28 protein-coding genes and 1 tRNA gene are annotated in these 26,780 nt (G+C 53.2%); 14 read left to right on the top strand and 15 right to left on the bottom strand.

The genetic code is table 11. The features are described from left to right. Positions 1-21 precede the first annotated feature (21 nt). The 5 genes from KQX66_RS26750 to KQX66_RS26730 all read right to left on the bottom strand — a co-directional run bounded on the left by KQX66_RS26750 (position 22) and on the right by KQX66_RS26730 (position 6,800). Positions 22-1,887, bottom strand: a complete 1,866-nt coding sequence (locus KQX66_RS26750; protein WP_216795905.1) for a sensor histidine kinase — start codon at positions 1,885-1,887, stop codon at positions 22-24. Continuing rightward, positions 1,887-2,924 carry a response regulator gene (locus KQX66_RS26745; protein ID WP_216795904.1) on the bottom strand — a complete coding sequence of 346 codons (1,038 nt, stop codon included), beginning with the start codon at positions 2,922-2,924 and terminating at the stop codon, positions 1,887-1,889. The genes KQX66_RS26750 and KQX66_RS26745 overlap by 1 nt, the downstream gene beginning before the upstream one ends. A 301-nt stretch (positions 2,925-3,225) precedes the next feature. Continuing rightward, positions 3,226-4,791, bottom strand: a complete 1,566-nt coding sequence (locus KQX66_RS26740) for an extracellular solute-binding protein (protein WP_253957450.1) — start codon at positions 4,789-4,791, stop codon at positions 3,226-3,228. A 143-nt stretch (positions 4,792-4,934) separates the two neighbouring features. After that, complete coding sequence (locus KQX66_RS26735; RefSeq protein WP_216795894.1) at positions 4,935-5,813, bottom strand: carbohydrate ABC transporter permease; 879 nt, start codon at positions 5,811-5,813, stop codon at positions 4,935-4,937. A gap of 30 nt (positions 5,814-5,843) precedes the next feature. Next, positions 5,844-6,800 (bottom strand): ABC transporter permease, encoded by a 957-nt coding sequence (locus tag KQX66_RS26730; protein ID WP_216795892.1) that lies wholly within the window; start codon positions 6,798-6,800, stop codon positions 5,844-5,846. Between the two features lie 200 nt (positions 6,801-7,000). Here KQX66_RS26730 and KQX66_RS26725 point away from each other — a divergent pair, with 200 nt between their 5' ends. From KQX66_RS26725 to KQX66_RS26710, 4 genes are all read left to right on the top strand, one after another. After that, positions 7,001-7,627 (top strand): DUF1054 domain-containing protein, encoded by a 627-nt coding sequence (locus KQX66_RS26725; RefSeq protein ID WP_216795890.1) that lies wholly within the window; start codon positions 7,001-7,003, stop codon positions 7,625-7,627. A gap of 197 nt (positions 7,628-7,824) precedes the next feature. Beyond that, positions 7,825-8,151, top strand: a complete 327-nt coding sequence (locus tag KQX66_RS26720; RefSeq protein WP_216795888.1) for an SPW repeat protein — start codon at positions 7,825-7,827, stop codon at positions 8,149-8,151. Positions 8,152-8,247: 96 nt separating this feature from the next. Beyond that, positions 8,248-8,673 carry a universal stress protein gene (locus KQX66_RS26715; protein ID WP_216795887.1) on the top strand — a complete coding sequence of 142 codons (426 nt, stop codon included), beginning with the start codon at positions 8,248-8,250 and terminating at the stop codon, positions 8,671-8,673. A 162-nt stretch (positions 8,674-8,835) separates the two neighbouring features. Beyond that, entirely contained in the window at positions 8,836-9,597 is a 762-nt protein-coding gene (locus KQX66_RS26710; protein ID WP_216795885.1) for a hypothetical protein, read from the top strand. A gap of 90 nt (positions 9,598-9,687) precedes the next feature. On the opposite strand, the gene KQX66_RS26705 is transcribed toward KQX66_RS26710, so the two are convergent. Further along, positions 9,688-10,884 (bottom strand): macrolide family glycosyltransferase, encoded by a 1,197-nt coding sequence (locus KQX66_RS26705; RefSeq protein WP_216795884.1) that lies wholly within the window; start codon positions 10,882-10,884, stop codon positions 9,688-9,690. A 205-nt stretch (positions 10,885-11,089) separates the two neighbouring features. Here KQX66_RS26705 and KQX66_RS26700 point away from each other — a divergent pair, with 205 nt between their 5' ends. Both KQX66_RS26700 and KQX66_RS26695 read left to right on the top strand, forming a co-directional pair. Next, the gene (locus KQX66_RS26700) at positions 11,090-11,752 is read left to right on the top strand and encodes a TetR/AcrR family transcriptional regulator (RefSeq protein WP_216795881.1); all 663 of its coding nucleotides are present in this window, start codon (positions 11,090-11,092) and stop codon (positions 11,750-11,752) included. 48 nt (positions 11,753-11,800) lie between these two features. Continuing rightward, entirely contained in the window at positions 11,801-12,391 is a 591-nt protein-coding gene (locus KQX66_RS26695; protein WP_216795880.1) for a GNAT family N-acetyltransferase, read from the top strand. Between the two features lie 68 nt (positions 12,392-12,459). On the opposite strand, the gene KQX66_RS26690 is transcribed toward KQX66_RS26695, so the two are convergent. Then, entirely contained in the window at positions 12,460-13,638 is a 1,179-nt protein-coding gene (locus KQX66_RS26690; RefSeq protein ID WP_216795878.1) for an MFS transporter, read from the bottom strand. Between the two features lie 365 nt (positions 13,639-14,003). Between KQX66_RS26690 and KQX66_RS26685 the strand changes: the two genes are divergently transcribed. Next, positions 14,004-15,473, top strand: a complete 1,470-nt coding sequence (locus KQX66_RS26685) for an aminotransferase class I/II-fold pyridoxal phosphate-dependent enzyme (RefSeq protein ID WP_498047104.1) — start codon at positions 14,004-14,006, stop codon at positions 15,471-15,473. Positions 15,474-15,743: 270 nt separating this feature from the next. Here the strand turns inward: KQX66_RS26685 and KQX66_RS26680 are convergent, their stop codons facing one another. After that, positions 15,744-16,586: a Cof-type HAD-IIB family hydrolase gene (locus KQX66_RS26680; protein ID WP_216795869.1), complete on the bottom strand. Its 843-nt coding sequence runs from the start codon at positions 16,584-16,586 to the stop codon at positions 15,744-15,746. 137 nt (positions 16,587-16,723) lie between these two features. On the opposite strand from KQX66_RS26680, the gene KQX66_RS26675 reads away from it, so the two are divergent. Further along, positions 16,724-17,143 carry a DUF1885 family protein gene (locus tag KQX66_RS26675; RefSeq protein ID WP_025853302.1) on the top strand — a complete coding sequence of 140 codons (420 nt, stop codon included), beginning with the start codon at positions 16,724-16,726 and terminating at the stop codon, positions 17,141-17,143. Positions 17,144-17,268: 125 nt separating this feature from the next. On the opposite strand, the gene KQX66_RS26670 is transcribed toward KQX66_RS26675, so the two are convergent. The 3 genes from KQX66_RS26670 to KQX66_RS26660 all read right to left on the bottom strand — a co-directional run bounded on the left by KQX66_RS26670 (position 17,269) and on the right by KQX66_RS26660 (position 18,863). Beyond that, on the bottom strand, positions 17,269-17,568 hold the full coding sequence (locus KQX66_RS26670) for a DUF1292 domain-containing protein (RefSeq protein WP_054972059.1): 300 nt from the start codon (positions 17,566-17,568) through the stop codon (positions 17,269-17,271). A gap of 100 nt (positions 17,569-17,668) precedes the next feature. Then, a complete protein-coding gene (locus KQX66_RS26665; RefSeq protein WP_054972058.1) occupies positions 17,669-18,283 on the bottom strand; it encodes a stalk domain-containing protein in 615 nt (204 codons plus the stop codon). 232 nt (positions 18,284-18,515) lie between these two features. Continuing rightward, positions 18,516-18,863 (bottom strand): YhjD family protein, encoded by a 348-nt coding sequence (locus KQX66_RS26660; protein ID WP_216795867.1) that lies wholly within the window; start codon positions 18,861-18,863, stop codon positions 18,516-18,518. 186 nt (positions 18,864-19,049) lie between these two features. Between KQX66_RS26660 and KQX66_RS26655 the strand changes: the two genes are divergently transcribed. The 3 genes from KQX66_RS26655 to KQX66_RS26645 all read left to right on the top strand — a co-directional run bounded on the left by KQX66_RS26655 (position 19,050) and on the right by KQX66_RS26645 (position 21,882). Then, entirely contained in the window at positions 19,050-19,793 is a 744-nt protein-coding gene (locus KQX66_RS26655) for an MBL fold metallo-hydrolase (RefSeq protein ID WP_216795865.1), read from the top strand. A 43-nt stretch (positions 19,794-19,836) separates the two neighbouring features. Then, positions 19,837-20,070 (top strand): DUF3892 domain-containing protein, encoded by a 234-nt coding sequence (locus tag KQX66_RS26650; protein ID WP_216795863.1) that lies wholly within the window; start codon positions 19,837-19,839, stop codon positions 20,068-20,070. A 171-nt stretch (positions 20,071-20,241) separates the two neighbouring features. Further along, positions 20,242-21,882: an ATP-binding protein gene (locus KQX66_RS26645; protein WP_216795861.1), complete on the top strand. Its 1,641-nt coding sequence runs from the start codon at positions 20,242-20,244 to the stop codon at positions 21,880-21,882. Here the strand turns inward: KQX66_RS26645 and KQX66_RS26640 are convergent. Next, entirely contained in the window at positions 21,836-22,366 is a 531-nt protein-coding gene (locus KQX66_RS26640; RefSeq protein WP_216795854.1) for a divergent PAP2 family protein, read from the bottom strand. The two genes, KQX66_RS26645 and KQX66_RS26640, sit on opposite strands and share 47 nt — an antisense overlap. A gap of 118 nt (positions 22,367-22,484) precedes the next feature. After that, on the bottom strand, positions 22,485-23,117 hold the full coding sequence (gene mobA, locus KQX66_RS26635) for a molybdenum cofactor guanylyltransferase (RefSeq protein WP_216795852.1): 633 nt from the start codon (positions 23,115-23,117) through the stop codon (positions 22,485-22,487). A 206-nt stretch (positions 23,118-23,323) separates the two neighbouring features. Here mobA and KQX66_RS26630 point away from each other — a divergent pair, with 206 nt between their 5' ends. Then, the gene (locus KQX66_RS26630) at positions 23,324-24,046 is read left to right on the top strand and encodes a Crp/Fnr family transcriptional regulator (RefSeq protein ID WP_216795851.1); all 723 of its coding nucleotides are present in this window, start codon (positions 23,324-23,326) and stop codon (positions 24,044-24,046) included. Here KQX66_RS26630 and KQX66_RS26625 read toward each other — a convergent pair. Further along, positions 24,043-24,336: a DUF1811 family protein gene (locus KQX66_RS26625; RefSeq protein ID WP_010492069.1), complete on the bottom strand. Its 294-nt coding sequence runs from the start codon at positions 24,334-24,336 to the stop codon at positions 24,043-24,045. The genes KQX66_RS26630 and KQX66_RS26625 overlap by 4 nt on opposite strands. A gap of 371 nt (positions 24,337-24,707) precedes the next feature. On the opposite strand from KQX66_RS26625, the gene KQX66_RS26620 reads away from it, so the two are divergent. Continuing rightward, entirely contained in the window at positions 24,708-25,154 is a 447-nt protein-coding gene (locus tag KQX66_RS26620) for a PilZ domain-containing protein (RefSeq protein WP_253957449.1), read from the top strand. Here KQX66_RS26620 and KQX66_RS26615 read toward each other — a convergent pair. Then, positions 25,131-26,081, bottom strand: a complete 951-nt coding sequence (locus KQX66_RS26615) for a hypothetical protein (RefSeq protein ID WP_216795849.1) — start codon at positions 26,079-26,081, stop codon at positions 25,131-25,133. The genes KQX66_RS26620 and KQX66_RS26615 overlap by 24 nt on opposite strands. A 189-nt stretch (positions 26,082-26,270) precedes the next feature. On the opposite strand from KQX66_RS26615, the gene KQX66_RS26610 reads away from it, so the two are divergent. After that, positions 26,271-26,343, top strand: a tRNA-Val gene (locus KQX66_RS26610). The last annotated feature ends 437 nt before the right edge of the window (positions 26,344-26,780 follow it).

Genomic DNA, 26,780 nt, shown 5'->3' with positions numbered 1-26,780 from the left:
CCATGAAATGAAAGATTAAGGTCAGGCAGTATCTTTAATAGAGCGCAGCGCCGGTGCCGACGTTTCCGGCATCGTCATCGTAATGCGGCTGCCGCGGCCCCGTTCGCTTTCAATCGACAGGCCATATTGCTCCCCGAACACCATCTGGATGCGCCGATGAACGTTCATCAGTCCGATCCCCCCGCGCTGCCGCCCGCCCTCGTGCTCGTCGGCGAGCCGGTTCTGCTTCAGTCGTCTGCGCAGCTCTTCCAGCCGGTCGGGCTCGATGCCCGCTCCATTATCTTCCACAGACACCTCGAACAACCCGCCCTGCTTGCGCGCATCGATGCGAATGTAATGGTGCGGCTCGAAGCCGCCGGGAAACGCATGCTGAAAAATATTTTCGATCAGCGGCTGCAGCGTCAAACGCACCATGTTTTCCAGCAGCAGCGATGGCGGAATGACGACGTCGATCTCGAATTCCCGGCCGATCCGGTGCCGCAGCACGATCATGTAATTGCGCACGTGGTTCAGTTCGTTAGCCACCGTGATTTCTTCCAGATTGGTTTGAATCGAATAGCGCAGCATGAAGGCCATCGCTTCCACCATCTCGGTAATTTCGTACGAATCCTGCACGATGGCGTAGCAGTTGATCGTTTCCAGCGTGTTGTACAGAAAATGCGGGTTGATCTGCAACTGAAGCGATTGAAATTCCGCACGCTGCCGCTCCAGCTCCGCCTGACCAAGCTCAAGCGCATTCTTTTGCTGCTGCAGCTCGGCTTCGTATACTTTCTCGATCATCTCCGAAAGCCGCGTCACCATCAGGTTGTAGCTGTGAATCAATCCGCCGATCTCGTCCGTCCGGCCGATCTCGTCGATGTGCTGCCAGTTCCCTTTCTCCGTTTGCCGCATGCTTTCTTTCAACTCGCGAATCGGCGCGACGATGGAACGGCCGAAGCGGTAGGCGAGCCACAGAGCGGCAATCAGCGTCAGCAGTCCGACGCCGAGCGTCGTGGTGCGGATCGTGGACGCCGGACGCCGGAGCTCCTGCACCGGAATCGAGGCGACAAGCCTCCAGTCCGAATAGCTCGAACCTCTGGAGACAAACAGCCGGTCCTGCCCCTCATAGCGGTCGATGACCGATTTCCCCGCGCTCTGCTCCATATGCCGGAATAGCTCCGGTTCCAGCTTCGCATCCTTCAGCGGCAAAGCCGGATGGTAAATAAATTCTCCTTTACCATTGACAATAAAGAAATATCCGTCCTTGCCCACGTTCGCGCGCTGCCATATTTTCGCCAGCTCCGCAAGCTTGAACTCGATGGCGACGACCCCACGGTTCGCATCGTTATAAGCGGCATCGCGCACTTTTCGCGCCATCGTGACGACGGTCCCCCGGTCTTCCGACCGCAGGCTCACGTTCAGCAGAACCATCTGCCCGTCGTCAGGGGTATTTTTCATAATGTACTCGAACTTGCTCTTATACTCCGCAGGGTCCAGAAAAATCAAGTTCTGGTTATCGTAGATGACGGAACGCCGGTGCTGCCCGACGACATAAATCATGTTCAACTGCTTGTACAGCGCTGCGATCGATTGCACGGAATTCGACGCGAACTTCTTGATCTGCGTGGAGTAGTAGTAATACCCGTACCCATCGTCGGACGCAATTTCCATGAACGACCGGACGTCGGGGTTCGAAGTGAACGAATTGCTAAGCAGCTCGTACGTCTGCAAATATATATCCGTCTGGTAGGCCGCACTGTCGACGATCTGCTCCATGTACTGCTCGGCCTGGCGGTCCAGCTCTTTGGAAGACTGTACGTAGGATACGACGCCGACCGTAATCAACGAAACGGCAATCACTATGAGAAAGTAGACGTAAATTTGGCCGGATAGCGTTTTGCGCTTCATTATTCGATGCCCATCTTGTGCCGGTACTCGGACGGAAGGCACCCTGCGTATTTCTTGAACGTCTTCGTAAAATGCGGATGGTCGGCGTACCCGACCTCGCCCGAGATGTCCGTGATCCGGTAATGCGGCTGCTGGAGCAGCTTCTTCGCTTTTTCCATCCGCCTGCGGGTCCGGTACTGGACGAACGTTTCCTGCGTGGATTGCTTGAACAGCTGGCTGAAATACGAGGCGTTCAAGCCGATACGATCCGCCACCTCCTCTAGCGAAACCTCCTCGGCCAAATGATCCTCGATGTACTGCTTCGCTTCCTCGACCGGGTCCTTGCGCCTGCCCCGGCGCTTATGCCTGAGTTCCTCGCACAAGCTGCGGACGCTGCCGTCAAACCGCCGCCACGCCTCCTCCTTCTCCGAAACGTCCGCCAGTTCCAAGCCGGCGTACAGCGTGAATACGTCCCGCTTGTTGATTCGGCTCACCAGCAGAACGTGCAGCTCGTCAAGCACATCGCACAACCGGGTCGGTTTCAGGCCGAAGCCGTCCAGCTCGCAGCGCATCTCCGCCAATACAGCCCGCAGCTCCTGTTCTTGCAGCAGCCACACGGCTTCATCCAGCCTGGCCGCCCATGTTTCCAGCCGGGTCACGGGAACGAACGTCGCGGAGCGCTGCTTCGCGCTGAAGCGTACGAGCTTCTCCAGCACCTCCTGAAATCCTTTGATGGTGACCGGCTTCAGCAAGTATTCCTTCACGCCGTAAGATACGCTTTTCTGCGCGTATTCAAAATCGTTATAGCCGGAAACGACGACAATCTGGATATCCGCGTCCATCTCGGCCACGTGCCGGCACAGCTCTAGCCCGTCCAGCTTCGGCATCCGGATGTCCGTAAACAAAAAATCGGGGCGTTCTTCGCGAATCCGCTGCAGCGCATCCGTGCCGTTCTCGGCCGTGCGGATGCTCGTTATGGGCAGACCGGATTGCTCCACCAGCTTTTGCAGGCCTTTGCGAATCATCGGCTCGTCATCTGCGATCAAGATTCGGTACATGGCGAACGCTCCTTTCGAGAGGGGGCGCTGAGAGAAAAGACTGGTGAGAATGACGGCCGGATGTAACTTACCAGCCGGGCATGTATCGTTTCGCTTCAGCTCAGACACGTTTTGTTCCGATCCCCCGATTAGATAAAAGATTTCAGTTGAAGGGATCGGAACAAAAAACTCGCCGCGAAACGATACATGCCCTCCGGCAGGACACCGTACCTCAACCACTCATGAACCACCTTTTCCCTCCGCGAAAAGGGATTAAAGAAACGTTTACATTTCAACCGTGCTATTTATGGAAGAGACGCAATTAACGGCGCGGCATCGAGATCGTCACGTTCGGATCTTTGCTTTTGAACTTCTCGGTCGCTTCCTTGACGACGTCGTTGCCGCCCTTCGATTTCCACTCTTCGATGACCTTCGGCCAATCGGAGATCGGCTCCTTGCCGTACACCATTTTGACCATATGCTGGAGCAGCACCGGAGCGGCAAAATCGGATTCCGGCGAAATGTCCGGATTTTTGATATACGCTTCCAAACGGGGCTCGAATTGGATGCCGTCGCGTCCTTCGTTTGCCAACATTGTATCATAGATGCCCATCAATTTCTGCCCTTCCGGGGTCAGGCTAAGCGTGCCTTTGTTGTACTTCGTATCCTGCACCATCCAGAGGAACGCTTGGCGGTAACGCTCTTCGTCCACCCCTTGCGGGTCCGTCGGCGATTTGTATTCGATCTTGCCGTCCACCGTCTTGTAGGTCTCCCCCTCGATGCCGAATGTAAAGAACTTCTCCGCCTCGTCGGACAGCATCCAATCGAAAAATTTGATGATCGCCTCCGGATTTTTTACCTTTTTATTGATGAACCAGGCGCGGGTGACGGAGTTGTACAAGTAGTAGCCGCCCTTGCCGTCCGGACCGACCGGGGACGGAATCAGCTCGATCTTGGCGGTAGGGACGTTCGCCTGCAGCTGCTTCTCCCACTGCAGCACTTCGTTGGCGTTCATTGCCCACATGCCCGCTTTGCCCGCCAATATATTGTTTTTGTAAACGGTCGGGTTAATCGTTGCAAACTCCTTGGAGATCAGACCTTCGTCGAACATCGTTTTGTACGTTTGCAGCGCCTTCGTCATATTGTCGACGCTGAAAAACTTCGGCACGATTTGATCGCCCTGCTGCATGTGCATGGAGAGGTAAGGGAACGCGTCGAAGGCGCCGAAGAACGTATCCGCATATTTGAAATTTTCGCGGCCCTGATACGGCTGTTCGACTCCCAGCTCCTTGAACTTCCGCAGCACGTTCAAGTATTCGTCGACCGTCTTCGGCACCGGCAAGCCCGCTTTGTCGAGCAGATCCTTGCGGATCGCGGTCGCGCGGCGCGAAGGGTTCGAGAGGAACTCGGGAATCGCGTAAATTTTGCCTTGGTACGTCTCTTTCTGCCAAGCGTCCTTCGGAATTTTCTTCAGCAGGTTTTGCCCGTGCTTTTGCAGCAGATCGTCAAGAGGCAGGAAAACGCCCGCCTGAACGGAGCCGGCCATCTCCTTGCCCGCCACGCCGCCGCTGCCCTGTACGACATCGGGAATGTCGTTGGTGGCGAACATCTGGATCATCTTCTGCTCGAATTCCTTGTGTGGGACGAGCACGATGTTCAAGTCCGTGTTGGTCAGCTCCTCCAGCCTTTTCACCCATTTGTCTTCGTTGATGTTGGGCGACTTCTCCACGTGATTGAAGGCGAGCGTTCTCATTGAGATGGAGAATTTCGCTTTTTCGTTCGTATTGCCGGTTCCTTCCGCCGCCGGCGGCTCCGGCGTCTTGGCGCAGGCGGCCAGCATACTCGCAGCTGCGGCCGAGGCAAGCCCGACCTTCATCCATTTCTTCATACGTACCCCTCTTTTCTGAGAAATGATATGGAGCGATTGCATTTAGTGTAAAAGGACGCTCCTTCCAAGCATAGCATACGGCTTGCTCAGGTTGCGTTTATAAGAGGAGAACGCCCTGTTTTACCGATATCCGTTGCCAGAGATTAAGATTTCACGGAGCCGACCATCATGCCTTTGACAAAATGCTTTTGCAGGAACGGATAAATGAGCACGATCGGCAGCGTCGCAATGATGATCGTCGCCATCTTGATGCCCTCCGGGTCCATATGCGCCAGCGAACTGAACTGAGAGGCCGACGGGTCGATGTTGATCTCGTTCGCATCGATCAGCTGGCGAAGCTTCACCTGGAGCGGCCTCAAGGCCGGGTTGTTGATGTAGTACAGCGCGTTCATATACGTGTTCCAGTGGCCTACCGCATAGAAAATGCCCAGGGACGCCATCACGGGCTTGGAGAGCGGCATCACGATGCTCCAGATCATCCGCAGCTCGGTGCAGCCGTCGATCCGGCCCGAATCGATAATTTCCGAAGGAATCTGCATAAAGAACGAGCGCATGATGAAAAAGTTAAATGCGCTGATTGCGCCGGGAAGCAGCAGCGCCCATAGCGTATTCGTCAATCCAAGGCTTTTCATCAAGATAAAATTTGGAACGAGCGGAGCGCTGAATACCATCGTGATAAGAACCATGACGACCACGAATTTCCGCCCTACATATTCCTGCCTCGATACCGGATAGGCGAGCGAAGCGGTGGCGATCAGATTGATGAGCGTGCCGACCACCGTAATGTACACGGTAATCCCGAAGGAACGCCAGATCGAAGCGTCGCTGAACACATACTGATAGTTGATCCAGGTGAAATCGACGGGCCAGAACAATACTTTTCCGGCAATGACGGCCTCGGAGCTGCTGAACGATTGCGCCAGCACGCCCAGGAACGGCAGAAACATCGCCAGCCCGAGCAAGGTCAGAAAAAAAAGATTCGCCGCATTAAAAACTTGCCAGCTTGCGCTTGCTTTTTTCATAACTTTTACACCTCCCGCTTCCCGCAGCCGTTAGTACAAGCTTTCCCCGGTTGTTTTCTTGCTGAGCGTGTTGCCGATGACGATCAACGCCAAACCGACGACCGATTTAAACAAGCCGATGGCCGTCGTATAGCTGAATTGCTGTCCGAGCAGACCGACCTGATAAATGTACGTGTCCAAAATTTCGCCGTTGTTTTTGTTAAGCGGGTTCAGGAACACGTAGACGCGCTCGAAGCCGAAATCCAGAAACTTGCCGATATGGAGCAAAAACATGATCATGATCGTCGGCAGCAGCGCCGGAATCGTAATGGATAGCGTCTGGCGCCACCGGCTCGCGCCGTCTACCTCGGCCGCCTCGTACAAGTCCGGGTTAACGCCCGCCAGCGCCGCGAGGAAAATGATCGTCCCGTACCCCGAATCGCGCCAGATACCGGAGCCGATAAGCACCGTGCGAATCCACGATTCTTCGCCGAGGAAGTAGACCGGCTCGAAGCCGAGCCAGCTGATGAACTGGTTCACCGCTCCGGTCGACGGCGACAAGATGCCGATGGCGATGCCGCTGACGATGACCCAGGACAAGAAGTGTGGCATATAGACGACCGTCTGCAGCACCCGCTTGTACAGCACCAGACGCAGCTCGTTGAGCAGCAGCGCCAGAACGATCGGAGCCGGGAACGCGATGAGCAGGTCGTACAATCCGATGAGCAGCGTATTGTTGAGAATGTTCAAAAAATCGTAATGGGCGAACATCCGTTTAAAATGCGCGAGACCGACCCATTTGCTGCCCAACATGCCTTGAAAAATATTGTAGTCCTGAAAGGCGATCACCGAGCCGAGCAGCGGAACGTACTTGAAAATGAAAAAATAGACGATCCCCGGAACCGAGATCAAATAAAGCGTTTTGTACTTCCACATGAACCGCAGTACGTTTTTACGGGTCCCGGATTTGTAGCCGACCGTTTTCACCGCTTGCATTTTTACCGCCATGCGTGCCCCCTCCTTTATCCGTCTTGTAATGTAGCTTCATCCTACTCTGTAAAAACGCTTTCAACAATGGAATGACTTTTCTCTCGCTTGTGTTTTTTTTGGCTCCGGACTAAAAAGATGTCGTCAGTCGTCGAACGCGTGCCCGGACGTCCCATTTTATGCTATATTGTTGTCATCGATAAAAAAAGGAGTCTTCAGTCATGCAGTTTACCGGCTTTACCGAAACGGATTTCGAAACCTTTGCGATAGAAGGCCTGGAGGGAAGAATGGAAGCGATCCGCTCGCGCATTCAGCCCAAGTTCGGCGCCATCAGCAGCGAGCTGCTGGATGAGATTGCCGTGCAGGCCGGAGAAGAGCTGTATTTGCACATCGCCAAACACGCGCGCCGCAAGGTGAACCCGCCCGTCGACACGTGGATGTCGTTCTCAAGCAGCAAGCGCGGCTACAAGCAGCTTCCCCATTTTCAGATCGGCTTGTTCGACGACCGGGTGTTCATTTGGCTCGCCCTGATCTACGAGCTGCCGAACAAGCAGGCGATTGCCCAAACGTATTTGGACCGCCTGCCGGAGGTCCGCTCCGCTTTGCCCAAAGATTTCGTGCTTTCGTTCGATCATATGCAAAAAGACGCGGTACCGGTGCGGGATTTGGATGACAGCCAGTTCGAGCAAGCGCTCCGTCGTTTTCGCGACGTGAAAAAGGTCGAGCTGCTGGTCGGCCGCAACATACCTGCCGATGACCCGGTGCTGGCGGACGGACAAGCCTTCCTTCGGCTGGCTAAAGAAACAATGATCTCCGCCCTGCCTTTATACAAGATGGCCAAGCTGTAAGCAAGGACAAGGCCTCCCTCCGGCTCAAGCCGATGACGGGGGCCTTTTTCTATGTTTCGCGGTGCCATATGTTGCCCAGCCCCCATCCCCCACTTTGCTCACATTTTTTACAATAATTAGCGGAAATTTAGCACCTTTTGAAATCGGTTGCATATAGTTAACATAGAACGGCCATCCATTTTCAGGGAGGGGTAGACATGAAAAAAACTGCGGTTCGCAACCTGCTGGCTGCGCTAATTGGTCTTTGGTTCATAGGCGCTCCGTGGATTCTCGGTTATTCCAGCCATTCCGGAGCTTTGTGGAGCAGCATGGCCGCGGGCTTCGCTGAACTCGCCTTCTCGCTGCTGGCATTGGGCAAAACGGGCTGGGGATCGTGGCAGCATTGGATAGCGTTTTTGGCAGGCGTTTGGTTTATGATGCTGCCCTTCGTCTTCTCATTCGGCCTGGGGATGACCCTCTTCATTCTGGTGCTCGGCGTAGTGACCGTCCTCTTGAACTTTTATAATATGAACGAGGAGTTTTAAATATTGGTTTTAATTTTCTGAATTTTCCGTCGTTTTTGCGGTTGTATGTGGTATAATGAAATCGTAACCCACTAAACCGCAAATGAGGTGAGGATGATGTTATTTTCTAAAATCCTTGTTGCCTATGACGGTTCGAATTTATCGAAGAAAGCCTTGAAGCGTGCGGTCGAATTGGTCCAGGAACAATCTCACAGCCTACATCCTCCGCGGCTCGAAATTATTCATGTGTACGCCCTTCCTACTTTTATCGGCAGCGAATATGCAGTTAACAGCAATTATATCGAAGCTGCCGAAGCGACGATCGAGGAGGCCAAGTCGCTCATCCCGTCGACGCTAAACGTGAAATTTACGCTGACCCGGGGGCAGCCGGCTTACAGTATCCTGGAGCATGCGGAAGAGATCGGGTGCGACCTGATTGTCATGGGAAGCCGGGGACTCGGGAAAATCCGCGAGTTCTTTCTTGGAAGCGTCAGCCATAACGTCGTGCAGCAGGCTAAGGTACCCGTGCTGATTGTGAAATAAACTGAATTCCCCATCGTCCGACCAGACCGCCCGACCGGCGGTCTATTCGTCGTTGCTCAAAATTTTATTTTAGCCTAAGCTTGCTTTAAAGTGAGGTTAAGCTTGGTTGCCTATTCTAATCATGGTTGCAAAACCAATCCAACATCAGGAAGGTGAACCTGCATGAAGCAAACGTATGCGAAACGGGTTATCGTCTCCTCGCTGGCGCTTGCGCTTCTGCTCGGAGGCGGGGTCCTGTATGGAACCGGACAATCGGCGCACGCCGAAGATACGGCCGCGCAGCAGCCGTCTGCGACGAAAGCGAAAGCCGGCCCGTTCCAGGAGTGGTTCGGCGATCGAAGCGAGCGTAACGGCTCCAAGGACTCCGGCGCTTCCGCCAAAGGCATGCCGATCTTCGAGGAAGCCGCAGCGATTCTGGGCACGGACAAAGCCTCGCTGATCGCCTCGCTTAAAGACAAGACGCTCGTACAGCTGGCCGCGGAGAAAAACATGAGCGAAGCCGATTTGGTCGCCAAGCTGCAGGCAGCGCGCAGTAAAACGATCGACGAAGCCGCAGCTTCCGGGAAACTAACCGCCGAACAAGCGGAAAAGCTCAAAAGCCGCATGGCAGAGCACCTGAAAAAGATGGTGAACCGTACCTTTGACGGAAACGGCCGCTTCGGCATGCACGCGGGTAAAAAACATCTGGGCATTGCGCCGGACAAGCTCGCCTCCCTTCTCGGAATGACCGAGGACCAGTTGAAAACCGAGCTGAAGTCGGGCAAATCGCTGACCGACATCGCGCAAAGCAAGGGAATGTCCAGAGAGCAGCTGGTCGGCAAAATCAAGGACGAAATGACCCCGTGGATTGAGAACATGGTCGACCGCAAACCCTCGCAGGACAGGAAGAAGCCTGAAACGAATAACGCTCCAACCGCTCCATAGCATTACGATTAAACAGTGCTTACGACCTATACCGTCCCGACAGGGGCGGTTTTTTGCTTTGCCAACCTTTACGAAAACGGAGGCGACGTGTCACTTCATTAGACTTCGTTTATACGCAAAGATCTCCTCGACGGTTCGATGATATCCGCCCGCAGCTCGGAACGAATCGCCAAGCTCAACGCATACCTTTCGAATCGAAGCATCCTGGAGTACGCGTTCCGCCGCCTCTCTGAGCTCTTTGGCAGCTAAGCCTTCTTGCTTCAGGTGGATGCCCGCACCGATTTCGGCCACGCGCCGCGCCACAACAGGCTGGTCGGCGCTTTGAGGAAATACAATCAGCGGCACACCATAATAAAGGCCTTCACTGGTGCTGTTCATGCCGCCGTGTGTGATAAACAATTTGGCGCGTTGCAGTACTTCGAGTTGCGGCACGTAGTCGCGAACGATAAAATTCGCTGGAATGTCTCCCAATTCCGCAATCCGGGTTTGTCTGCCGACAGATAGAATCACGGTGCACTTCGTTTCGGCGAACGCCGCGAAACAGAGCTTGTAAAAATCCACGGCTTGATTGAAAACGGTGCCGAGCGATATGTAAATCAGATGTTCCGTGTCCATAGCAGAGAAATCAAATTGACCCTGTGCGCGCGGCACGATAGACGGTCCAACAAACTTGTACGTCTCGTCGAAGCTTTCTCCATCGGGTTGGAAGCGTTTCGACGTATAGACGATGGTCAGTGGCGCGGGATTGCAGAAAACCTCGTAGGCGGAGCCGATTTGCACATTGTATTTTGCTTGTATCGTACTGACCAGCTGGTGATACTCCTGTTGTGCACGTTCATTCACGTCTGCCGGAAAATGGTGCGAAAGGCGATCTTGCAGACGGTCAAAGCTCCTTTGTTGAAATGCAAAACTTGTGCACGAGTTAACTGCCGGCAGGTCGAGTATTTGCGCAAGCAAACGCCCGCAGCCGAACATCGAGTCATGAATGATGTAATCAAAGCGCTCTCCTTTGGTTTGCTCCAGGACACTGGGAATGACGATGTCGGCGGTGCGCAATAGTCCCCCCACTCGTGCCCAAGGCGTTCTTCCTCCGGCAAGGAACGCCTCCAGAAATTTGCCTTCATCAAATGTGATCACCTTCGCCCCCGTCGGCTCGACGCGATCGCGAAATTGTTCCGCTGCAAAGTAAACCACCTCTTCGCCGCGACGGATAAGTTCTTGAACCACACCGAGGGTTGGATTGATATGCCCTTCAGACCCTCCATTGATTAGCAAAACGCGTGCCATAGTCATCACCTTTCATGAAAAAATATACCGCTTCGAGCGCCTGCCCGCTGATTTTCGCGGAGGTCCGATAATCCCGTTCAAAGACCAAAATACCTAATCCAAATCGCTTTCCAATCAACGCATTCGAACGCTCGTTCACACTTCAGGACAATTTTGGTGTATAATATATGAGGCTCCCGAACTATGCATCAAAGAGGTGTGAGTCATGTTATCCGAATCGAACGAAGATTGGATCGAGCAGTTGCTTAAGCTAAGTGACGAAGAACCGAAAATGACGGAAAAACAAACGAAAATCCTGCATGCGGCCATCGAGATTTTTGCCGAGAAAGGTTACGCCGCAGCTTCTACCAGTGAAATCGCGCAAAAAGCAGGCGTTGCGGAAGGCACGATCTTCCGTCATTACAAAACCAAAAAAGACTTGCTGCTGTCCATCGTCCGTCCGATCATGGCTAAGCTCGTCGCCCCGTTCGTCCTCCGTAATTTCACGCCGGTGCTGGAGGCGAAGTATACCCGGTACGAGGACTTTCTGCGATCACTCATCCGCAACCGTCTGGAGTTCGCCCGCCAGCATTTGCCCATGATCAAAATTTTGATGCAGGAAATTCCGTTTCACCCCGACCTCCAGGAGCAGTTCAAGACAGACGTCATGAACGAAGTATTAACGCGAATCAAGAAAGTGATTGTTTTTTTTCAACAAGAAGGGCAGATCATCCCCCTTCCTGCCGCCACCGTAGTCCGGCTGACCGCCTCGGTCATCATCGGCTTCCTAATTACCCGTTTCCTGCTCGTACCGGAACAAGAATGGGACGAGGAAGAAGAAGCGGAGACGTGCATCCGCTTTATTATGCACGGACTCGCCACTCGGTAAGCTGTGGAGATATACGCTTCATACTCGGGTTCCAAAGGAGACAGCTTCATGATTGTACACGGAGACCGGATTTATATCCGACCTCTTGAATTACCGGATGTCCCAGCGCTTCATCTGCTGCGGGCGGAAAACGAAACGTTCTTCCGTCCATTCGAGCCTCTGCAGGACAGCAACGCTTTTACCCTTGACGCCGTACGAGAATCGCTGGTGAAGACGATCGCCGAACGGGAGCAGGACAGCGCCTACGCCTTCGGTATTTTTCTGAACGGCACGGACGAGCTTATCGGCCGGGTCAGGCTATCATCCATCGTTCGAGGACCATGGCAGAACGCCAATCTCGGGTATTACATATCCGAACGCTTCAACGGGCAGGGCTACATGTCCGAGGCGGTCGGACTTGTCCTCCGGTTCGCATTCGAGAACTGCGGACTTCACCGGGTTCAAGCGGCCATCATGCCTCGCAACAGAGGATCGATACGCGTCGTCGAAAAAAACGCCATGCGGCTGGAAGGCCTGGCCCGCAACTATTTGCAGATCCACGGCGTATGGGAAGATCATGCGATCTATGCCATGACGCGGGAGGAATGGCCCCCGGCCCCCGGCGATCGGACGGATTCGGCGCTGAGCCATCTGGTGTGAATAAGAAAGAAAAGCCGTCGCAGCGAACAATCGCATGCGGCGGCTTCTTTGCGTTCCTCTTGATTTCGTTATACGGGCTGTCCGGCTGCCCGGGTATCTGCGCGATCCGCAACGATAAAACGGTACAGCAAGTACAAAGCTGCGATACAAAGGACCGCTCCGGTCACGAACGGCACACTGTGGTTGTAATCGTAAATGCCGGCCCCGAGCAGCGGCCCGGTAATGCGGCCCAAGCTGTCCATCGAGGAGCTTAAACCGGAAGCTACCCCTTGTCCGACCTTTGTCTTCTGCGTAATCAGCGAGGTGACGCAAGGTCGAATCAGCGCGTTCCCTGCGGCGAAGACGCTCAAGTAGAGCGAAGCGGTAAGCAGGCTGTTGGAGAACAGGATCAGCACGAAGCCGAGCGCCGACAGCAGCAGGCCGATACCGATCACGCGGGCTTCCTGCCCTTTTTTGATCAGCCGCCGGACCACGCCGCCTTGAATCAAGGCGCCGACGACGCCGCTTACCGCGAACATGATGCCGAGCTGCGTCGGCGTCGCGCCGATCTGGTCCCGTTCGAACAGCAGCAGCGTTGCCTCCAGCCCCGCCAGCGTGAACGAGACAAAGAACGAAAGCACGTACAAATATTTGAGCGAACCGACGAATGCGCTCCAACGGGAAGCTTTCGCTTCTCTTGGTCTGCTCCGCATTTCCGGGGTCAGCGACTCCGGCAGCATGAAGAAGGCGAATGCGAACGTGGCCAGCGCCAGTGCGGAAGACGCAAAGAATGGCACCTGCAAGCCGAAGTGGCTCAACAAGCCTCCGAACGCCGGGCCGAAGATGAAGCCCAGACCGATCGACATGCCGACAAGCCCCATGCCCTTGGTGCGGTTCTCTTCGGTCGTAATGTCCGCGACATAAGCGACGGCGCACGCGGTAGTCGCTCCCGAGAACAAGCCTCCCAATATGCGCGACACGTACATCAGCACAAGGTTATCCCCGGCCATGCCGAACAAGAAGAAGCTGACGCTGAAGCCGAGCGCTCCCGTCATGATAAGCGGGCGGCGTCCGATCCGGTCCGATAGTCCGCCCCATATCGGAGACATCAGAAACGACGCCAAAGAATAGACCGACAACAGCATGCCGAGATGAAAGCTGTCGGCCCCCGATCCGGTGACGGCGTCGGGAAGCACCGGGATGATAATGCCGAAGCCGATAAATATCGTCATCAGCAGTACCATAATAATTGCCAGCTGTTTTTTCATATGCGTAACTGTTCCTCCCGATTTGTTGGTTGATCCTAAGACGGCCTGAGCCGCGGGTTCGGCCGAAGCCATTGGCAGAAATTATTCTTATCGTACCATAACTTTTTTGACGATGGAAACGAAAGCTTTTTAAGATTAAACAAAATCGACAAACCTGCGCTCGGAAGCCTTAGAAATGCGCGGCCGACAAGGCTTTTTCCGCCTCCGTTCGCCTCCGCGGTTAATTATTCGGCCAGGTTAACAAACTATTTACCAAAAACCGCTTGCATCCGCGTCGCTTTTTGCTATACTCATTTTGTTTGCTTTTTTCCGGCGAACACTGGCATAGCCAACAATACTCGTACACACGAAGGGTAGGGATGACCGTGGATCAAACGAAAACTCCTCTGTTTACCGCACTTAAGGAGCATGCCGGGCGCAATCCGGTACAGTTTCACATTCCAGGACATAAGAAAGGTGTCGGCATGGACCCCGAGTTCCGGGAGTTTATCGGTGATAACGCGCTCTCCATCGACCTGATTAATATAGCTCCGCTCGATGACCTGCACCAGCCGACCGGCGTCATCGAAGAGTCCCAGAAGCTGGCCGCTGCCGCGTTCGGGGCCGATCATACGTTTTTTTCCGTGCAGGGCACCAGCGGCGCCATCATGACGATGATCCTCACCGTCTGCTCCCAAGGCGACAAAATCATCGTTCCGCGCAACATTCACAAATCGATCATGGCCGCGATCATTTTCGCCGGCGCGAAGCCGATCTTCTTGAAGCCGGTTCGCGACGAAAATCTCGGGATCGATCACGGCGTGACGACCAGCTCCGTCAAACGCGCGTTGGAGCGCCATCCGGACGCCAAAGCGCTGCTGGTCATCAATCCGACGTATTACGGCGTGTGCGCGAACCTGAAGGAAATCGTAGAGATCGTGCACAGCTACAACATTCCAGTGCTGGTGGACGAAGCCCATGGCGTGCTGATTCATTTCCACGACAAGCTGCCGATGTCCGCCATGGAGGCCGGCGCCGATATGGCCGCTACGAGCGTGCATAAGCTTGGCGGCTCGATGACGCAAAGTTCCGTACTGAACATTCGCGAAGGACGCGTGAACGTGCGCCGCGCGAAGACGATCATCAGTATGCTGACGACGACTTCGACGTCGTATATTTTGCTCGGATCGCTGGACTGCGCGCGGCGGAATCTGGCGCTGAACGGCCACATGATGGCAGAACGGACGCTGGAGCTGGCGAACTACGCCCGCGAGGAAATCAACCGTATCCCGGGACTGGAATGCTTCGGAGAAGAAATTTTGGGTACGGAAGCGACCTACGACTACGACCCGACAAAGATCAATATCCACGTGCGCCATCTCGGCATTACAGGCTACGATGCGGAAAATTGGCTGCGCGAGCACTATAATATCGAAGTCGAGCTCAGCGACATGTACAACGTGCTGTGCCTCGTTACGCCGGGCGATACGCGCGAAAACATCGACATCCTGCTTGACGCGCTGCGCCGGATGTCCGAGGAGAACTACAACATTCGCCAAGCGAACGAACTGGTCATCAAAATCCCGAAAATTCCGCAGCTCGCCCTGGCTCCGCGCGACGCGTTCTACGGAGATACGGAGCTGATCCCGTTCAAAGAATCGGCCGATCGCATTATCGCCGAATTCATCTACGTCTACCCGCCGGGCATTCCGATTCTGCTCCCGGGCGAAATCATCTCGCAGGATCTCATCGACTACATTACCGAGCATATCGACGTCGGGCTGCCGGTCAAGGGACCGGAAGACCGCAGCATCGAATACGTTAAGGTCATCGTCGAAGCTCCCGCGATTTTCTAGAAAATTCAAAGCTTCTGCTCTGGGGAAGCTTAAGCTTGTTGAGAAAGAAACTGAAGTAATAGAGGTGTTTACGAGGGGTGGGGTATCTACTTCCGGTCGCTGTTGTCCGCAGGAAATTTTTTATTTAAAACCGCTTAGTAGCGGATATTTCCTGCAGACAAAGGCGAACGCTGTCGCTTCTCCAGTGGATACCCCACCTCCGTTTGCATCTCTATTCTTGTTAAAACCACTTTCTCGACAGCCCAAGCTTCTCCTCTGGAGAAGCTTTTTTTATGCTAGCGTCCCCTGCCGGACTTGTTCCTCCAGCCACTCGATCGCGTCGGCTATCGCGTGCTCGTTATGGTGCTTGCCATGGCGCTTGGCAGCGCCCAGAAGCTCAGGATGCGCATTGGCGACGGCGATACCGATACCTGCCCGACGTATCATCTCCAGGTCGTTCAGATGATCCCCAAGCGCGATGCAGCGCTCCATCGGGATGCCTAGCTCCGCCACCAACCGCTCCAGTGCATGTCCCTTCGTCGCTTCCGGAGCCAGCATCTCGAAATATTTATCGTCCGAACGAACCCAGACGACCTCCGTCCCTGCCGTCAACCGCTCGATCTCGGGTACGGCTTCATCGAGCAGCGACGGCTCCCAGGCGAACAGCAGCTTGATCCACGGCTCAGAGACGTCGTCGTACGAACTCAGCCGCAGCAGCGGAAACTTCTCCACGGCCCGGTGACGCTCCGTCGCTGCATTCTCCTGCAGCACATAGGGCGCCGCTCCTCCGCGCACGTACAGTTCCGCGCCGATGCCGGGAAACCGCCCAAGTACGAGCTCCACCGCCTCCTTGGCCGATGCGGGCAGCGTCCGTTCCCAGACAGCCTCTCCGCGGCTGAAATCATGAATGACCGCTCCGTTGTATAAAATGGCCGGCGCATTTACGGGCAGTTGCTCCACGAAAGGCCGGACCGAGCCGGCGATCCGCCCCGTCGCGAGCGTGAACCGGCCGCCCAAGCCCGTAAACCGTTCGATGGCGGCTCGGTTTTCGACGCTTATTTGTTTGGCGCTATCAAGCAGCGTCCCATCCATATCCGTCACCAGTAAATACCCTTCAAACCTTCTGTCTTTCATCGCTCTCTCCCTCTTCCCTGCCTGTCTACCGTTGCCGGAACAAGTATTGTAATTGATTTTTCTTAATGCTATGATGTTCATGGTACTTCAAACAAGAAAATCGTTCCAGTCCATATGTATAGGCAGGTGCATTCATCATGGCGCAAAGCGCTTATATCAAGTTCGTCGAAGGGTCCGCCGTTTCCTCCCTGACGTTAGATGAATTGAAGGCCCAGCTGGAGCATTACCGCGAGCAGCTTGCGCTGACCGGCAAACAGCTCAATTGGGAATACGACGAAGCCGGATTTCCGTATGAGATTCAAACAAAACCCGAAGGGGAAGGCAAGTGGTTTTATTTAAAGGCAACAAGTCCGCGCTACAAATATATTGTGGCAGGTGTCGGATCGGAGACATCGGGCGAGACGCAAAGGCATTACGTCCAGTTTGTCCTTCCTGAGGACGCCACACATGGCGACAAAGCCAAGGGTAACGAGTTTTGCAAATATCTCGCCAAGCTGTGGAAAGCGGAGCTCCATTTATTCAACGGACGAACCATGTACTTCAATCCGCGTAAATAGACGTCCAAAAGACCGTTGTCCGCCTTGCCGGAAACGGTCTTTTTCGACTCCCCCCTTGCCCATCGCAGCCGCTTAAAACACGAAAAACCTTTCTTGCAAGCAAGAAAGGCTTTTTACGGTATTCGTTATTGCTGCTCTTGTTCTTCCACAATTTCGTTGTAGATTTGAACAACGCGATCCCACTCTTCTTCGTCTTCAATGCTCGCAAGAAAAGCTTCGCCGTCCTCTTCGTCTATCCGGAAAATAACGCCGTCTGCCTCCATATCGTTACGATCGAGAAGTACCGCATAGGCCCGGTCGTTAGCTTCGAAAGTGTATACCATCACCATCTCATGCTCGACTCCGTCTTGGTCGGTCACGATAAAGATATCGTCCTCATGATCGTGATCGTGATCGCAGGAAGCGTCATGAATGTGATCGCTCATGGGAAAACCTCATTTCATCTTAATTTAATGTTCTCCCGTATCGTACCACGCACGACAAGACGAAGTCAATGAACCGGGTTAAGCCAACCGTCCGCCCACCTTATTCGGATGCGATCACCTTTTCCGAGACGACCGTATAGTCGCTGCGCTCGTCCGGTTTGATCGAGAACTTCACGACATAGTTCCCCGATTCGGCGAAGGTGACGTTAAACGGCCACGGGTACCAGAAGCTTTCCTTCTGGCCGTTGACGGCTTTCTCATGAACCGCCACTTGCTCCCCGTTCGGAGCGTGGATCGAGATTTTGAAAGAAGAAATCGGCGTCGTCAAGCTGTCTACCTGCGCAAACACGGCAAAGTCGAGACGGTCGCCCTTCTTCACGCCGCCGAACGGCTGTTTGATCGAATAGTCGTCATTGACCTTCTTCGCAACAAACATATGTACGTTCGGCTTGGTAATGGAAACGGTCTTCGCAGCGTCGTCCCATTTCACGAGCGCCTGCAAAGATTCAGACAACACGCGAACGGGGAATACGGCGCTTCCCTTCGCGACAAAAGCGGGTGTTTCACCGTCTTTGAACGGCTTTTCCGCATTATTGATCATTAGCTTTACTTTCGGAAAACCTTCGAAATCGCCCCACATGGAGCTGGCGAACGCTCCCGCTGTTCCGAATAAGGAAAGCGACAGCACCAGCGTCAGCAATCGCGGCACCTTCATTTCCAGCAACCTCCATCATGTTCTTCGTTCTGCTATCTTATACTCCATAGCGCGGTAAGAGTTGCGCGCTTCGTCCAGAAAACTTTCAGCTTTTTTAAAGCGCCCCTCTAGATGTTGTGTGTAAAGAAGATTTTTTCCATTTGCTATACAAAATATGCCAACAAAGGCATCATTGTCGAACAATGCTTCCGCAAGGCGAGTCGTGGCGGTTCGTGCGCTTGCCCGGGAAATTTCAGCTCACGCCCCCAAGGAGCTCCTGCAGCTTTTCTTCGCATTTGCCCTTCAGCACGATAGGCATCATGGAGCAGTGAAACTCATAGCCTTGGAATACATACATAACATGGTAATGACGCTCCGGGGTCACTTCCTCCAGAACGATGCGGCAACCGCTCCGGCGCAGCCGCTGCTTCACCTGGTTATGCTCCCGCTCGGCCAAAAGCAGCAGTCGTTCGAAAAGACCTCCCCATATTCTGGACAGCTTCATTGCTTCGGCATGCTTCCGGTCGCGTTCAAGCGCCTTAAGCAAATAAAGCGTGACGACATACTGATGCACCCACGGTTCCACTGTCGTATTCCGCATATTTACTCACCTGCTGGATAAATAAAGATTTGATTTAATTATATAGAACATTTGTTCCCATTACAAGAGGGACAAGATGTATTAAATTTACCCAAAATGTGACAAACCCATCTTGAATCGTGTAAGATAACCATGGTAAATTTAAAAGCATATCCGGCTGGAAGCCTTAACGAGCGGAGGAACCAAGTGAGTCTGCAAATTCAAATGATTGGTACGGGCAGCGCGTTTGCGAAAACGTACTATAATAATAATGCCTTGGTTTACGCCGGCGGCTTCACGCTGTTAATCGACTGCGGTTATACCGCACCAAGAGCTCTGCACGAGCTCGGCGTCTCTCTGGATCAGATCGATGCGGTGCTTATCTCCCACATTCACGCGGACCATGTCGGGGGACTCGAAGAGCTCGCCTTTCGCTATATGTACACGTTTAAAAGAAAAATACCGTTAATCGTATCCTCCAAACTGGAGACGATCCTATGGGAGCAATCGCTGCGCGGCGGACTGGAAAATGTGGCGGAAAACGTTACATCCCTTAACGATTACTTCCATGTCGTCGCACTTGGCGAGCATACGCCGACAGCCCTCCATCCCGGTCTGACAGTCGAACTCCTCCCGGCCGATCACATCCCGGGCAAGCCATGCTATTCGGTCCTGCTGAATGGCAAAATCTTCTTCAGCTCCGATACCCGGTTCAACGGTCCGCTGCTGCACGACCTTCATCAGAAGGGCTGCACCGTATTTTTGCATGATTGTCAGCTCTACTCCCCCGGCATCGTTCACGCCACGTTGGACGAGCTGATGACGCTGCCGAAGCCGATTCAGCAAAAGACGCTGCTGATGCACTATGGCGACGATATGCCTCAGTTTAACGGAAAAACCGGGGATATGACGTTTATCGAGCAGTTCAAGACCTATACGTTCGAAGCATAAAACGCCTCCATCCGGCGCATGATATCCGTGGAGGCGATACCGCATGGATCAAAACAAGCAGCAAGTCGTAGCCGTACGCAAAAATGGCGATGGCGACATCGTTGAATTGAAGCTGTCTTCCGGCCAGGTGGTCGACTACCTGGAAGCGCAGCAGCTCGCCAAAAACGGACAGCTCGAGAACGTGAACGTATTTCGCGGAAGAGACGGGGACGAGCATTTGCGCTCCAACGCCGACGGAGATCCAAGCAACAATCTCGATAACCTGCCCGGATTTTAAACCCGGAAAACCAAGCGCAGCCCGACCGGCGATTCCGCTTGGTTTTCTTTTTTGGACCCCAAAAAAGTTTTTACTGAATTTGGGAGTTCAAGCAGGAATTCCACCTCCCCGTACAGAATTTCTCTTAGTACTAATAAAATCTACGGTTCCGTCGGGAGTTGGAGTTCCAATATGAAAGGTAGCTGGATCTTCCTCATTTATACCGGTTTGGTTTGCGCTTCCTCCCTCTATCATAATCAGACCTCAAGTCCGCTGCTGCTCGTTCTCGCATCCCTTGGCTACGCACTCACGCATATCCGTTCCGTTCACACGTTCATACCGGCACAGCTTGTCGTCCAACTCAGTCTCCTTGTCGCGCTTCATGCCGCAAGCTTAAGCGACTGGTGCTTTCCGCTTTATTTGCTGCATATGTGCAAGCTGTTTTACGGGACAGCTCCTTTTCGCTATGCGTTTAGCGCCAATGCGGCCCTGATGCTGGCTTATGCCCTCATTTCAATGGCCGGCCGCCCCTTCAGTTGGAGCACGCTGATCGAAGTTGTGTTTACGGCGGGAACCTGCTTGCTGCTTGCTTTTATGTTCCGCAAATACATTTACGATATCGAGCAGCAAAAACAGCTGCTTACCAAGGAGAAGAAGCATCTGAGTACTCACGATTCGCTAACAGGCCTATATAATTTTCAGGAATTTCATAAACAAATGGAGCAGCTCGTCAAGCAAAAAGAACCCGTCATTCTCGTGCTCATCGACTGCAAAGATCTCAAATCGCTGAATACGACAAACGGTTTTCAGGGCGTGAACAAAATTTTGAGGCAAGCGGCCGAGCTGCTGCGCATCATGTTCCCCGACGCTCTATTGATATGCCGCTACGGCGGAGACGAATTTGCGATCGTGCTCCGATCGGACGATATGCAGGAGACAGTCAATGCCGTCACGCAGCTGCTTGCTTCCGAATTCCCTAAGCTGACAGGCATCGAAATCAATTTCGGTATGGCCTGCTATTCCCGGGACGGGGTGAACAAGGACGATCTGATCGTCGTCGCCGAGCACGGACTGTATATGATGAAGCGGGAAAGCTGGCTAAAGCGCGAGGAGCATATGCTACGGTCGGAGAAGCTTCGCGTCGTCGGCGAGCTGGCTTCGGGCATGGCGCACGAAATCCGCAATCCGCTGACGACCATCAAGGGGTTTCTGCAGTTGTCCAAAGCCGGGGATTACAACATTGAGCCCTGGTATGAGCTGATTATGGACGAAATTAACCGGATGAGTATGCTGACCGCCGAATTTTTGCAATTTTCCAAGCCTCATGTCACCCAGTATAAAATCCAATCGATTCAAGGCTGTATTTACCGGGTTCTCTCGCTTCTGGATTCGGAGACGACGAGACTCGGACATCAAGTAAGATTCGAACACGACGACCGGGATATTCAAATGCTGATGGATCAAGATAAGATGCTTCAATTGCTGCTAAATCTGGTCAAAAACGCTTTTGAAGCGATGCCCGAACAAGGCGTCGTCCGAATCCGGCTATTTGCCGCGGGACCCGATGCCGTAATTGAAATTTCCGATACCGGCAAAGGCATTCCGGAGTCGGAGCTGGATAAAATTTTTATCCCGTTCTATACGACCAAAGATTCCGGAACGGGTCTGGGCTTATCCATCTGTCATAAAATCGTGCAGGATCACGAAGGGACCATCGAGGTAGAGAGCGTGCCGGACGAAGGCACCAAATTTACGATTACTTTGCCGACGTCCGGAACAAACGATCTTATTGAACCATACGAGAGCTCAGCGTGTACAACGATTTCCGTATAAAAGAGGCCCATGCTTTCCCCGGGCGATGCCGGGGAAACTCCGTCATATAGCTGAGCCAACCGATTGCCGCCCCGATGGCTGCCCCTCCCAACACTTCTTCCGGCAAATGGCCTAATCGTTCTTCCAGATCTTTGTCTTTGCGATGCACATGAGGAGGATGCTGCTCCGTTAATTTAACGAGCACATCCTCCAGCTGATTTACCTCCGATGCAATCATGCCGGCATGACGGCGAATCCCCATGGCGTCGTACATCACGATCAGACTCAATACGACCGCAAGCGAAAATGAGATGGAGGAAGTCCCTTTCTTAAGCCCGACATACGTCGCGAGCGACACGACTCCGGCCGAATGCGAGCTCGGCATGCCGCCGGTCCGAAACAGGTCTGCCCACTCAAAGCGGCCGTTCTCACGGATCCGGTCGGGTATTTTCAGCGCTTGTGCCGTACCTATAGCGGCAAGGGACGTCCATAACGCCCGATTCATCAGCCATCACCTCAAGCATAGCATCGTAATCCGCCGCTGTTTCTATACTTGGCTTTTCACTTCCATGGCTTCCAGCACGAACCGGGAAAATAAAAAGGCGGAAAAGCTCCGCCCTTGTTTACCGGAATACGCTTCGGACCTGCGCTTGCGCCCGCGAAACCGCTTCCGAATACTGCTTTTCTGTTTTAATCCGAAATGTAAAGGCATCCCCCAAATTTTGCTTGCGAAGCATATCCGCTTCGACGCAGCCCCAACGAAGCTTGCGCAGAAACGACATCCAGCCTGGCTGTACGTCGTTTCCCGATTCCAGCAGAGGCATCAATGCCGTGAGACAGCTTTGGCGGTATATGCCATGCAAAGGCTCGGGCCGTCCCGATACCTCCGGCAGCACGGCATCGTAACCGAAGACGCTCCGGTGCTCCGCCAGGAAAGAGGCTGCTCTTGCCGAAATGAACGGCATGGCCCCGCCGGTGACCCAGAGCTCCGGGTATCTGGACAAGGTGAGCGCCGCATGAAGCCCGCCAAGAGGTCCGCGGCCCGGGTAAAAATCCGTAATGATACGTACGGACCGGGGGACATGTTCAAGAAAAATTTTGGGCTCGTTCGTTACGATAATGACTTCTCCGCAGATCGTAAGCATTTCGCGGATTTGTTTCGCTACGACCGTTTCACCAGCCAACACCAACAGTTCCGCGGGACGGCCTTCAATTCGCCGCGGGTGACCGCCCGCCAATAGCACTCCGGTCATCATAACGTTTTCACTTCCCCCATGTAATGTGATTCTTATCTTCACTATACACGTCGGGCGAAGCGCTGCATGTTACAAAGATCACAAAAAAATATGAAGATTTAAGGAAGTGTGATGTAAATCACATCACAAATCCTGCGGAATAAGGTATGTTAGATACAACAAAACCTACAGAGGTCTTTACCAGACCGACGCCGGAGGTATGTACCATGACGGATATGCTGCAACGAAAACCGGTCAGCCAAGTGGCCAATTCGGATTGTTTTACGGAAGAAAGCTTAACGAAGCTTAAGGAAATTATGTATGAAATGAGAGCCGAATCCGGAAATCATTTATTCTGGGAAGGCGATACGGCCGATAAACTGTACTTTTTGAAGCGCGGTCAAGTGAAGATTACGAAAGCCAGCGATGAAGGGAAAAGCTTCATCCTTTATGTCTATAATACCGGAGACTTGTTCGGGCAGGTCGATCCTTTCCAAAACTCCGTTCACAGCTTTAATGCCGAGGTCACGGAAAACTCCATCATCGGGGTCATCCAGCAAAAGGATTTGGAGGTCCTGCTGTGGCAGCACGGAGACCTTGCTGTCGAGTTCATGAAGTGGATGGGACTTATGCATCGGATGACTCAAACGAAATTCCGCGATCTCATGATGTTCGGCAAGCCCGGCGCTCTCTGCTCGACGCTGATCCGGCTGTGCAACACGTACGGCAAAAGTCACGGATCGGAAATCGTCATCACCAAAAAGCTTACGAACAGCGAACTTGCCGACATGATCGGCGCAACCCGGGAGAGCGTCAACCGGATGCTCGGCGATCTGAAGCGCGCCAATATTATTGCCATGGAAAACAACTACATCGTCGTTAAAGATTTGCCTTATCTCCGCGACATCTGCCAATGCGAGAATTGTCCGGTTGATATGTGCCGCATTTAGAGCCGGGTCAGCATCGAAATCGGGAAGCTGGCATCCGGCTCTTCCCCTAATGTCCCCCAAGCCATAATACCGTTCACATAGCTTAAAATAAACGGTAGCTGCACATGCTCCACCTTATACACCCCTGGCGGAAAATCGGACGGATCGAGCGTATAAGCTTGCGCCGTATAATATTTGCGCTCGATCACGGAGCGCTGGCTTGGAAATTCCGCCCGGTCCAGCTCCTCCCGCAGGCTCTTCATTTCCTGCTCCAATTCGGCCATGGTCATTTGACTGTATAATTTTTTCATCTGCGATTCTCCATTCCCACATATTGTTCTGCAAGTTTAATCATGTTAACAAGTGTAACAAAGTTTTAATGTTCTTTTTCCGACAATATTGTATAATAGATTTATCCGAATTTGGAAGAGAGGACCACTTCAAATGGAAGTCCCTCCCTCTCCCGCCGGCTCGCCGATACCAAGCGAGATCGATCGGATTGAATTGATCGGAAACAGCGCCGTTCTGCACAGCAAGAATCACATCCTTTGCATTCAACCGCCGCTCTATTCCTGAGCGGCTTTTTATTGGAAAGCGGTTGCTTAAGCCGGACCCGCTCTGTTATAGCAAACGTTAATTTGCCTCTTCACCCTGCTGCAAAGGACTGTTGGAGATGATGAGTATGGAAAAAAACAAGCGCAGCTTTTTTCGTTTGCGCTTTCAGCAGCCGCTATGCGCGGAATTGAAACTTATCGGAATGGACGATCTTGAGCCGGAATTCAAAACGACGAAAGCCGCGATGCTGGACCTCAGCGCCGGTGGAGCACGCTTTTTTACCGCAGCCCCACTGCCGGACGAAAGCCGTTTATTGATCGAGCTGAAGTTCACCGCTCTGGCCAAAGAATACCGGACACTGGGGATGCTTGTACGCTCCGGGCAGACGGAAACCGGTCATCCGGAATACAGCATTCAGTTTTCGCATAACGAAAAGGAGACGGCGGCATTGACCAGCATGATCAACCAATTAGCGATCAAGCTTCGCAAAACCACCGTCATCTCGCAATGCAGCTTCTGTACGGAAGAAGATCTGGCCGAATTCGAACTATTACGGGCGGAGCCGGCCAGATAACCCGGCGATCAAATACGTTTTGCCGGAATCGGTATACCCGACCCAGCTGCGGAACAACAATTGATCCGGGCGAAGGGAGTCGTGAAGCTCCTTGAGACCCAGCACAGCCGCTTCGATCCCGTACTGCCCGAACGCTTCGAACAAAAAGCTCGTTCTCTCCTTATCGGTTTGCCGCTGGTCCAACTCCTCGGCGATCCATTGTTTATCCTCGTCCAGCAAAATCATATCCGTCCATACCATCACCCGGCCTTCGGGTTTTACAAGGGACAGCAGCATCCGGTTATAGTCTGATATCAGGCTGTTCCGAAGGTATCCCAGCGCCTCGACAATTTGCCGGGTTTCATTTTCATTGTATTTCTCCATGTAGCCGTAAAATTGCATGAGCGCATCCGGATAAAACAATTGCGTATGCACACCCGAGGAAACGACGAGCGAAAACGTTTTTTTCAAATGAGGCATCGCCTCCAGCCCACGCACGCGAAATGCGCAGTCCCTCAAGTAATCCGTTATTTCCCCGGCAGACTTGCCTTCCGCCAGCAGCTCCTCAAACGTTTCGTAGAAGGAAATTTGGTCCAGCCGGGTATAGTCGATTCTCGTTAACGAACGTACCCGGTTATTAGCAATTCCCCCAGCCGAATCGAGCCATTCCTGCAGCATATTGTCTTCCGTATCCAGCGCGGTTACCTGCTGAAAATGGACGGAAAGACGCGGCAGGCCGACATCGCCATGATTCCCCGCTCCCAATACGACGGCTTTCTCCGGCATAGGCAGCAGCGATACGGAATCCTCGACAAGCCGGTTGACGTGGTAACGGTGAGTTCCCCATTCCTGCTCGCCCCAATCCAGCGCTTCTTGCTCCGGTTCCGGCTGCTCGTTCTCTCCCCCTTCGATATGCGGCTGCAAATGCGCCCATCGAAAATCTCTCATCAAAGTCCCCTCTTTTCAAATGCATGTCTAACTTGCTCTATTATACCATAACGAATGTACAGGGATAAAAGAGAGATCCATGACGGAATAAACCCATATTTACAAAAACAAAAAAATTTGCAGGCTAACGCTTGACATTATACGCCCATCTTGGTATTATGGAAAACGTCCCCGCAAGATATGAAACATGACTTGTTAGCTCAGCTGGGAGAGCACCATCTTGACAGGGTGGGGGTCGCAGGTTCGAGCCCTGCACAGGTCATTATAGCAGAAAGCCGCGAGCCCTTATGGGACGCGGCTTTTCTCATTGTAACAGCAAATTTAAAATTACTGATACAGATGCAAAAATAGCAATTTGGGGACAAGTTGGGGGCGGCCGCCGATTTACACAAAATACACGCGAAAAAGCCCCGAAGCTATCGAGCCGGGGCTTTAGTAATTTTTCTTGGAAATTTTCATCTTGAACCGTACACCTGCCACCCGCTCCCCGGGTCCTCCCGTTCCCATGCCTGGATCAACGTGATCCATTCAGGATTGGCCGGAGACTAAGAAATATAACCTTCCCTCCCCAGCTCGATTAAAGAAGGCATCCTTTTACGGCCAGCCGAATAATTCGCAACGATCCGCAGCACTTTCCGTTCAGCATCCAGCATGACGCACCGCCTGTTGTACGGCAAGGATATTCTCCAGTTTGAATAC

The organism is Paenibacillus oleatilyticus (assembly GCF_018998565.1).
GTDB lineage: Bacteria > Bacillota > Bacilli > Paenibacillales > NBRC-103111 > Paenibacillus_G > Paenibacillus_G oleatilyticus.
The sequence above is the reverse complement of the archived record's forward strand: the minus strand, read 5'-3'. Positions and strand labels throughout refer to the sequence as shown.

Coding starts and splice junctions, on each gene's coding strand:
- KQX66_RS26720 (WP_216795888.1), top strand. CDS start 7,825: ATGAAAAAAACTGCGGTTCGCAACCTGCTGGCTGCGCTAATTGGTCTT.
- KQX66_RS26705 (WP_216795884.1), bottom strand. CDS start 10,884: ATGGCACGCGTTTTGCTAATCAATGGAGGGTCTGAAGGGCATATCAAT.
- KQX66_RS26695 (WP_216795880.1), top strand. CDS start 11,801: ATGATTGTACACGGAGACCGGATTTATATCCGACCTCTTGAATTACCG.
- KQX66_RS26715 (WP_216795887.1), top strand. CDS start 8,248: ATGTTATTTTCTAAAATCCTTGTTGCCTATGACGGTTCGAATTTATCG.
- mobA (WP_216795852.1), bottom strand. CDS start 23,117: ATGATGACCGGAGTGCTATTGGCGGGCGGTCACCCGCGGCGAATTGAA.
- KQX66_RS26735 (WP_216795894.1), bottom strand. CDS start 5,813: ATGAAAAAAGCAAGCGCAAGCTGGCAAGTTTTTAATGCGGCGAATCTT.
- KQX66_RS26725 (WP_216795890.1), top strand. CDS start 7,001: ATGCAGTTTACCGGCTTTACCGAAACGGATTTCGAAACCTTTGCGATA.
- KQX66_RS26615 (WP_216795849.1), bottom strand. CDS start 26,081: ATGAGAGATTTTCGATGGGCGCATTTGCAGCCGCATATCGAAGGGGGA.
- KQX66_RS26740 (WP_253957450.1), bottom strand. CDS start 4,791: ATGAAGAAATGGATGAAGGTCGGGCTTGCCTCGGCCGCAGCTGCGAGT.
- KQX66_RS26665 (WP_054972058.1), bottom strand. CDS start 18,283: ATGAAGGTGCCGCGATTGCTGACGCTGGTGCTGTCGCTTTCCTTATTC.
- KQX66_RS26710 (WP_216795885.1), top strand. CDS start 8,836: ATGAAGCAAACGTATGCGAAACGGGTTATCGTCTCCTCGCTGGCGCTT.
- KQX66_RS26620 (WP_253957449.1), top strand. CDS start 24,708: ATGGAAAAAAACAAGCGCAGCTTTTTTCGTTTGCGCTTTCAGCAGCCG.
- KQX66_RS26700 (WP_216795881.1), top strand. CDS start 11,090: ATGTTATCCGAATCGAACGAAGATTGGATCGAGCAGTTGCTTAAGCTA.
- KQX66_RS26750 (WP_216795905.1), bottom strand. CDS start 1,887: ATGAAGCGCAAAACGCTATCCGGCCAAATTTACGTCTACTTTCTCATA.
- KQX66_RS26650 (WP_216795863.1), top strand. CDS start 19,837: ATGGATCAAAACAAGCAGCAAGTCGTAGCCGTACGCAAAAATGGCGAT.
- KQX66_RS26625 (WP_010492069.1), bottom strand. CDS start 24,336: ATGAAAAAATTATACAGTCAAATGACCATGGCCGAATTGGAGCAGGAA.
- KQX66_RS26670 (WP_054972059.1), bottom strand. CDS start 17,568: ATGAGCGATCACATTCATGACGCTTCCTGCGATCACGATCACGATCAT.
- KQX66_RS26690 (WP_216795878.1), bottom strand. CDS start 13,638: ATGAAAAAACAGCTGGCAATTATTATGGTACTGCTGATGACGATATTT.
- KQX66_RS26630 (WP_216795851.1), top strand. CDS start 23,324: ATGACGGATATGCTGCAACGAAAACCGGTCAGCCAAGTGGCCAATTCG.
- KQX66_RS26745 (WP_216795904.1), bottom strand. CDS start 2,924: ATGTACCGAATCTTGATCGCAGATGACGAGCCGATGATTCGCAAAGGC.
- KQX66_RS26660 (WP_216795867.1), bottom strand. CDS start 18,863: ATGCGGAATACGACAGTGGAACCGTGGGTGCATCAGTATGTCGTCACG.
- KQX66_RS26675 (WP_025853302.1), top strand. CDS start 16,724: ATGGCGCAAAGCGCTTATATCAAGTTCGTCGAAGGGTCCGCCGTTTCC.
- KQX66_RS26680 (WP_216795869.1), bottom strand. CDS start 16,586: ATGAAAGACAGAAGGTTTGAAGGGTATTTACTGGTGACGGATATGGAT.
- KQX66_RS26645 (WP_216795861.1), top strand. CDS start 20,242: ATGAAAGGTAGCTGGATCTTCCTCATTTATACCGGTTTGGTTTGCGCT.
- KQX66_RS26730 (WP_216795892.1), bottom strand. CDS start 6,800: ATGGCGGTAAAAATGCAAGCGGTGAAAACGGTCGGCTACAAATCCGGG.
- KQX66_RS26640 (WP_216795854.1), bottom strand. CDS start 22,366: ATGAATCGGGCGTTATGGACGTCCCTTGCCGCTATAGGTACGGCACAA.